The organism is Streptomyces inhibens (assembly GCF_003389455.1).
In the GTDB taxonomy this organism is placed as follows: domain Bacteria; phylum Actinomycetota; class Actinomycetes; order Streptomycetales; family Streptomycetaceae; genus Streptomyces; species Streptomyces inhibens.
This window is the reverse complement of the sequence record NZ_QUAC01000473.1, coordinates 21,527-27,953: the sequence shown is the minus strand read 5'-3', so window position 1 is coordinate 27,953 and position 6,427 is coordinate 21,527. Positions and strand designations below refer to the sequence as shown.

Below are 6,427 nucleotides of genomic sequence, written 5' to 3'. Positions count from 1 at the left end.
GCGGGCACATGAATGTGCCCGCCGAACGCCGAGTGATCCGCAAGGACCGGTGGGGGACTACGTCGCCGCCAGCTCCACGCCCAGAAGCTCGGCGACACCGACGGCGAGCGCCGCGATCGTCGGATGCTTCCACACGAAGTCCCGCGCGAGCGTGACGGCACAGGAGCGTTCGATACGCGCCCGCAGCTCCATGGCCAACAGGGAGTCGAACCCCAGCGACTTCAACGGGGTCTGCGGGTCGAGAGTGCCTTTGCCCAGCCGGAGAACGGCGCGCACATGGTCCGACAGATGATCTTCCAGCACCGACCGTCTCGCCAGACCGGCAGGCAGCGCGGCGAGCCGGGCACGCATGTCCTCGGGGCCGGCCTGGGAGGGCGCGGCCTGCTCCGCCGCGGCATCGCCGGACACCCCGCCGAAGAACGGAAGATGCCGGCCCGCGGGCGGCACCCAGGTGTCCGGCGGGCCGGGGATGACGCCGGTCTGGACCCGTCGCTGGGACAGCAACGCGTCCAGGGCCGCCAGGCCCTGATCCGTGGGAATGGTGCGGTAACCGCGGCGGCTGAAGTCCGTTGCCACACCGGTCTCGCCCCACGGGCCCCAGTTGACCGACAACGTGGGCAGGCCCCGTCCGGAGCGCCAGGCCGCGAAGCCGTCGAGCCAGGAGTTCGCCGCGGCATAGGCGCCCTGGCCGGGGTTGCCCAGCAGTGAGGCCATCGAGGAGAACACCGCGAACCAGTCCAGCGTGCGTCCCGCCGTGGCGTGATGGAGATGCCAGGCGCCGACGGCCTTGGGCAGCCAGACCCGCTTCAGCTGGTCGTCGGTGACGTTGGTGATCACGGCATCGTCCAGCACCATGGCGCAGTGCACCACGCCGTGCAGTGTGCGCCCCTCGGACACCGCCGTGGACACCAGCCGTTCCGCGGTGCCCGGTTCGGCGATGTCGCCGAGGATCACCGACACCTTGGTGGTGTCGCTGCACCATGTGGCGAGCGTCTGCGCGACGTCCGGGGACGGGGCGGAGCGGCCGTTGAGCACGAGGTGCCCGGCGCCCTGCTCCGCGAGCCACTTCGCGGTGGCCAGGCCGAGGCCGCCCAGCCCGCCGGTGACGATGTAGGCACCGCCCTCCTGTACGGGCAGGTCCATCTCGGGCAGCACGGCGGGCGCGGACCCATGGCGGGGCACGGTCAGCACCAGCTTGCCGACATGGTCGGCGGCTGCCATGGTGCGAAAGGCCGTCGTGGCCTCCGGAAGCGCATACTCCGTGCAGTGCAGGGGTTTGAGCCGGCCGTCCTCGAACGCCGTGAGGACTTCCTTCCACACCTCGGCGAATGTCTCGGGGCGGTTTTGCTGCAGCTCGATCAGGTCGACGGTGCTCAGGGTGACGTTGTGCCGCAGCGGCCGCATCCCCAACGGAGCGTCCGAGAGGATGTCGCGCACCCCCAGCTCCACGAAACGGCCGAACGGGCGCAGTGTCTCCAGACCCGTCCGGATGGCCGCGCCGGACAGTGAGTTGAGGACGACATCGACGCCTTCGCCTCCTGTCGCCTCGCGGGTGCGCTCGCCGAAGTCCAGCGTGCGGGAGTCCATGACATGGCTGACTCCCATGCTCCGCAGATAGCGGCGCTTGTCCTCGCTGCCGGCGGTGGCCAGCACCTCGGCGCCCAGCAGCCGGGCCACCGCGATCGCCGCCAGACCCGTGCCGCCGGTGGCCGAGTGGATCAGCACCCGTTCCCCGGAGGTGAGCCGGGCGACCCGGCGCAGCGCGTACCAGGCGGTGACGAAGGCGATCGGCAGCCCGGCCGCGGCGACCGGTTCGATGCCGAACGGAACGGGCGCCACCGCTTCGGCCGGGACGGTCAGGAAGGAGCCGAACGCTCCGCCTCGCAGATCGATGGCGATCACCTCGTCCCCGACCTGCGGACGCTGCACCCCGGCGCCGACCGCGCTCACCACACCGGCGCATTCGAAACCCATCCGGTAGCGGACGTCCGAGTCGCCGGGGAGCAGGCCCATGGCCGTGAGCACATCACGGAAGTTCAGGCCGGCGGCGGTGATCCGTACCTCGACCTCACCGGCCTGTGGGGCACGCCGTCCGGTGACGGCGTACTCCAGGGTGGAGAGATCGCCCAGGCTGCCGGCGCGCAGCCGGAACCCGTCCACTCCGTACCGCACGGTGCAGGGGGTGGCGATCTGGTCCCGGTCGCGTGTCGGTGCGGCACGTTCCAGACGGGCCACATGCCGGCCGCCCGCACGCAGGGCGACCTCGTCGTCGTCCGCGTCCGCCAGCAGTTCCAGGGCCACTTCCTCGGGGTCGGCATCGTGCGGATCGGCGTCCACCAGCACCGGCCGGAGCTCCGGATGCTCCAGCGCGCCGACCCGCACCAGTCCGCGCACCGCGCTCTGGCCGACGTCGATGACGTCCCCCGGCACCACGCCACGGGCCCCCCGGGTGACGACGTACAGACGCGGTGACGTGTTGGTGGCGGTGATCGCCTGAACGGCGCCGAGCAGCCTGCGGGTGCGCCACAAGGACTGCTCCGTCGGTTCCCCGCCACTCGCGCCTGCGCACACCAGCACCACACCGCGCGGGGTGTCGAGCGCGGCGGCCAGACGCTCGGTGAGGGAATCGCGGAACGTGTCGAGGGGGGTGTCGTCCAGAGGCAGGTCCCAGACCACCGTGCGGGCACAACGCGCCCGCAGGGCCGAGGCCAGCGCCCGGGCCGAGCCGTCCGCCTCCCCCACGATCACCCAACTCCCCGGTGCGTGGCCCCCGTCGGGCGTCGCACGGGGCACGGACCGCCAGCCGACCTCAAGGAGCCAGTCGTCCACCGCCGGTGCTCCGCGTACGGCCCGTCGTGCGAAGCGCAGTCCGTTGACGACGAGTACGACCGCACCGCTGTCGTCCAGGAGGCGCACGTTCGCGACGACGGCCTCCGGCGTGACCTCGCTGACGTGTGCGTGGCAGTACGCGGCGCTCAGGGGATCGCCGATGACGCGCAGCGCCTGCACGCCCACCGGCAGCACCAGCCCCTGGTCCTCCTGGTCCATCAGGGTCGCCACGGCGAGCTGGGCGCAGATGTCGAGGAGTACCGGGTGGACCGGCAGCCCGGGTGCGGGCGTGTCCGCCTCGGACGGGACGCCGACCTCGGCCCAGAAGCTGTCGTGGTGGCGGGTGGTGTGCAGCTGCGTGACACCGGTGAAGGCCGGGCCGTGTTCCAGTCCGCGGCGGCGCAGGCTCTGGTAGAGGTCGGCCGGATCCAGCGGCAACGGGTGGCGCAGGCTCATGGCGTCGACGGACCGCTGCCGGTGCTCGGGCCGTACGCTCAGCCGGTGCAGCACCGCGTCGGCCTGCCGCTCCCATGCGCCCTCCTCGTCGCGCGCGAGAATCTCGCAGTGCGCCCGGTCCGGTGCCGTCATCGTGACGACCGTGCTGATCTCGGTCTGCCGGTCCAGCCGCAGCAGTTGCTCGAAGTGGATGTCGGTGACCTCCACCTCGTGCGGGGCGGCGCCGAAGACCTCGCAGCCCGCCATGAGGGCGAGGCCGCAGTGGGCCGCTCCGGGGAAGACCGGGTTGCCGTGCACACGATGGTCGGCGAGCCAGGGCAGTGCGTCGGTGCCGGTGTCGGCGTGCCAGCAGTGCCGCGTGGGTTCACCGGGCACTTCGGTGTGCTGGCCGGGCAGATGGCTTCTGGGGGCGGTGGTGCTGTCCGCGGGGTGCGCGGCGGCCGCCCAGTGGTGGCGGCGGTGGAAGGTGACGGTGGGAGCGTCCACGAGGTTTCCGTCACCGTAGAGGTGGCGCCAGTCGACCGGGACACCCGCGCAGTGCAGTGCGGCGAGCTGGGTGCGCACCATGGTCCGGTCGTCCTCGTCGCGGCGCAGCGTCGGCAGTACCACGGGGTCACCGACCAGACCCTCCAGGCTCTTGTCGACGGAGTGCACGACCACGGGGTGGGGCGAGATCTCGACGTAGACCGCGTGCCGGTCGGCCGCGGCGGCGGCCACCGCCTCGGCGAACCGCACCGGGCGGCGCAGGTTGTCGCACCAGTAGTCGGCGTCGAAGGCCGGCGTCTCACCGGCTCCGACGACGGTCGAGTAGAACGGCACCTTGGGCGGCCGGGGAGCAAGATCGGCCAAGGCCGTACGCAGGGCCGGCAGCACCGGATCCACCAGCGGGCAGTGGGAGGCGACGTCCACGGCGATCGGGAACACCGGGATCTTCCGCGCCTCCCAGGCGGCGGCCAGCCGGCTCACCTCCGCGGTTCGTCCGGCGATGACGGTCGAGTCGGGCGCGGAGAGTACGGCGATCGAGACGGTGTCCACCGCGCTGTCCGCCAACTCCTGCCGCACCGCGGCGGCGTCCAGGCCGACGCTCACCATGCTGCCGGTGCCGGCGATATCGCTCAGCAGACCGGAACGCCGGCAGATCACCCGGACGCCGTCGGCCAGGGTCAGCGCTCCGGCCACCACCGCCGCGGCGACCTCGCCCATGGAGTGGCCGATCACCCCGGCGGGTTCGACACCGTAGGAGCGCCAGGTGGCGGCGAGGGCGATCTGGAGGGCGAAGAGCACCGGCTGCACCGTGGCGCACCCGTGGACAGGTCTGCCATGACGCACCACATCGAGCACCGACACCTCGCTCTGCGCCTGGATCAGCTCGTCGACCTCGGTCAGCGCGTCGAGGAACGCCGGCTCGGCCCTCAGCAGGCCGCGCCCCATGCCGGGCCACTGTGAACCGTGACCGGAGAACACCCACACCGGCTGCCGTTCCACCGCGGCGCCCACGGCACCGGTCACGACCGAGGGCTGCCGCTGCCCGGCGGCGAAGGACCGCAGAGCGCCGGTGAGTTCCCTGCGGGTGGACGTCACCAGCCCCATCCGGCCCCGGCCCGCGCAGCGTCGCAGGGCCAGGGTGTGGGCGATGTCCCGCAGCGGCACGTTCGCGCCCTCGCCCTCCATCCAGTCCGCGAGGCGGGTGGCCGCGGCGGGCAGTGCGTCGGCAGAGCCGGCCGCCACGAGGAAGACATCGGGCGCGGTCTGCGTCGGCCGCTCGGTGGAGGTCCGGCGCCGGGCGGCCGACGGCTGCGGGGCCTGCTCCAGCAGGGCGTGGACATTGGTCCCCGAGAAGCCGAAGGACGACACGGCGGCCAGGCGGGTGGGCGCCTGAACGGGCCAAGCGGTCAGCTCGGTGGGGACGAAGAAGCGGGTGTCCCGTGCCGTGATGGCCGGGTTCCACCGTCTGAAGTGCAGGTTCGCCGGAATGGTGCCGCGTTGCAGGCACAGCACGCTCTTGATCAGTCCGGTGATTCCGGCGGCCGGTTCCAGATGCCCCACGTTGGTCTTCACCGACGTCAGCGCGCATCGGCCCGGCCCGTCGCCGTAGACGTCGGCGAGGCTGGCGAATTCGATCGGGTCACCCACCGGGGTGCCCGTGCCGTGGGTCTCCACCATCCCCACGTCCCGGGGGTCGACCCCGGAGCGCATGAGGGCTTCCCGGTACAGGGCCTGCTGGGCGGTGACCGACGGTGCCGCCAGCCCTTCGGACGAGCCGTCCTGGTTGGTCGCCGAGCCCCGCAGCACCGCCAGGATCCGGTCGCCGTCCCGTACCGCGTCGGCGAGGCGTTTGAGGACGACGACGCCGCAGCCTTCCCCGCGGACGAACCCGTCGGCGTCGGCATCGAAGGTCCGGCAGCGTCCGCCGGTCGACAGCATCCCCATCCTGGCGAAGGACCGTGTGATGCGCGGCTGGAAGGTGAGCGTGACACCTCCGGCGAGGGCCAGGTCGCACTCACCGGCGCTCAGCGCCTGGCGCGCCATGTGCACGGCCACCAGTGAGGAGGAGCAGGCGGTGTCCAGTGCGACACAGGGTCCTTGCAGTCCGAGCAGGTAGGAGACACGGCCGGCGGCCACACAGTGGCCATTGGTCAGGATCGACCCCGCCAGTTCCTGGGGTGCTCCCGCCAGGTGGTCCATGTAGTCGCTGTAGCTGATCCCGGTGAAGACGGCGGTCGGGGTGCCGCCCATCCGGTCCGGCGGGAGGCCCGCGTGTTCCAGGGCCTCCCATGTGACTTCCAGCAGCAGACGGTGCTGGGGGTCCAGGACGTCGGCCTCGCGGCCCGAGACGCCGAAGAACGCGGCGTCGAAGCCCGTGACATCGCGCAGGAAGCCGCCCTGCGCTGGGGGTGCCGCTTCAGGATCCCCCCGACCGAGGGAGCCCCCCGGGGCGAGGCGCCGGCGCTCGGCGGGAAGTTCGCCCACCGCGTCGCGTGCGTCAACCAGCAGCCGCCACAGGGCTGCCGGTGAGTCGGTGTCTCCGGGGAGCCGGCATCCCATGCCGATCACGGCGATCTGCTCCGCCTGTTGCGTGGACGGTGTGGTGGGTGTGGTGTCATGCGTGTCGTTGTTCATCTCGTCTCCGTACGTCGGCGCG

General features: G+C 72.2%; 1 protein-coding gene. It reads right to left on the bottom strand.

Annotation, left to right across the window (positions count from 1 at the left end):
• Positions 1 to 57 precede the first annotated feature (57 nt).
• Positions 58 to 6,405, bottom strand: coding sequence for a type I polyketide synthase (locus DY245_RS41130; RefSeq protein ID WP_128512228.1), 6,348 nt, complete (start codon positions 6,403 to 6,405; stop codon positions 58 to 60).
• Positions 6,406 to 6,427 lie beyond the last annotated feature (22 nt).

Excerpts from the sequence above, each read along its gene's own strand:
- DY245_RS41130 (WP_128512228.1), bottom strand. The coding sequence starts at position 6,405 with ATGAACAACGACACGCATGACACCACACCCACCACACCGTCCACGCAA.